Annotated in this window: 2 protein-coding genes; both read right to left on the reverse strand. The window is 46.8% G+C overall.

Going from position 1 to position 1,410, the window contains the following annotated elements; translation table 11 throughout:
- Positions 1-61: 61 nt before the first annotated feature.
- Complete coding sequence (locus ABUA47_RS24800) at positions 62-655, reverse strand: RNA polymerase sigma-70 factor (RefSeq protein WP_005828885.1); 594 nt, start codon at positions 653-655, stop codon at positions 62-64.
- 11 nt (positions 656-666) lie between these two features.
- Positions 667-1,410: glycoside hydrolase family 92 protein (locus ABUA47_RS24805; protein ID WP_349832293.1), on the reverse strand; the 744-nt coding region annotated here is incomplete at its 5' end.

Raw genomic sequence — 1,410 nt, forward strand, 5'->3', positions numbered from 1 at the left:
CATTCACCCATAAGGAACTTGGCCAATATCTCCTCATTCAACTTATTCATTCTTTCCTTCATTATGATAATAAAACAACGCTGCTCGCAAAAACACTTACTTTCCCGATGAAAAACAGAGCCAACATCAGGTTCAGATACCCCAGTTTATCGCGCAGTAACTTCAAAGCTTTGTACATGTGAGCCTCCACCGTACGCAATGACACTCCCATCGTATCAGCTATCTCCTTATTTTTCATATCATGCAGATAGCTGAGTTTGAATACCATCCGGCACTTGTCCGGCAATTCATTGATGGCATCGGACAGCTTCCTCCTGAGTTCGGCATCCTCTATCCGTTTCACCACATCATTGCTGTCAGGTTGATAGAACTCAACCCTCTTTTTATGGATTTCGAGCATGACAGCCTCATAGCCACTCACAATGTCCCGATGCTTCAGAACGTTCAAGGCACGGGTATACACCGCCCTATACAGAAAAGCCTGAATCTGCTCTCCCACCTTCATGGTATCTTTCCGCTTCCACAGCTCCACGAAAACATCCTGTACCACATCTTCCGCATCTTCTTCCCCCACAATGCGTGTGGCATAGAACAGCAGGTTGGTATAATACCTGCGGAAAAGGGATTTATATGTCAAGTCGAAATGTTCATTCATATGTTAGCCGGTTATCGGGGACTGTACCATGCCTGACCTGGCTTATCCCCCATTTCAAATTCGAAAACACTTCCATCCATTATCTGTTCATGCGTAATATAACTTTTGTCATAGTTCTTACCGTTGAGTTTGACAGATTGAATGTAGCAATTTTCCTTGCTCACCGCCGGCGCCAGTACCGTAAAGGTCTTTCCACCGGGCAGGTGCATCTTCATTTCCGGATATAGGGGGGTACCGATTTCATATTTTCCACCAACCGGGTCTACCGGATAAAAGCCCATCGCACTGAACACATACCAGGCGGACATCTGTCCGCAATCCTCGTTGCCGCACAAACCGGCAGGAGTGTTCTGGTAGAGTTCACGCATCACCCGGGCTGCATATTTCTGGGTTTTCCAAGGTTGATCCACAGCATTGAACAGATAGATGACGTGATGGCTAGGCTCATTTCCATGCGCATACTGGCCAATCATCCCGGTGCTGAAAATAGGCAACTCATCATCTGCAGAAGGATTGTAAGTAAACATACTGTCCAGCTTCTGGGCAAACCGTTCCTTACCTCCGGTCAAAACTATCAAACCGTCAATATCCTGCTGCACAGACCAGAAGTATTGCCAGCCGTTGCTCTCGCAGATGTGCGGAGTATAGTCGTCCGGCGAGAAGTTCCGGATAAACTCTCCCTTGTCATCACGGGGCTGCATGAAAGAACTTACCGGATTGTAGACATTCCGGTAATTACGGGAACGCTTATAAAA

Source organism: Bacteroides sp. RTP31139st1_H2_RTP31139_211217, from assembly GCF_040227615.1.
Taxonomy (GTDB): Bacteria; Bacteroidota; Bacteroidia; order Bacteroidales; family Bacteroidaceae; genus Bacteroides; species Bacteroides uniformis.

What these genes read in the sequence shown, in the direction of transcription:
- ABUA47_RS24800 (WP_005828885.1), bottom strand. Translation starts at nt 655, where the DNA reads ATGAATGAACATTTCGACTTGACATATAAATCCCTTTTCCGCAGGTAT.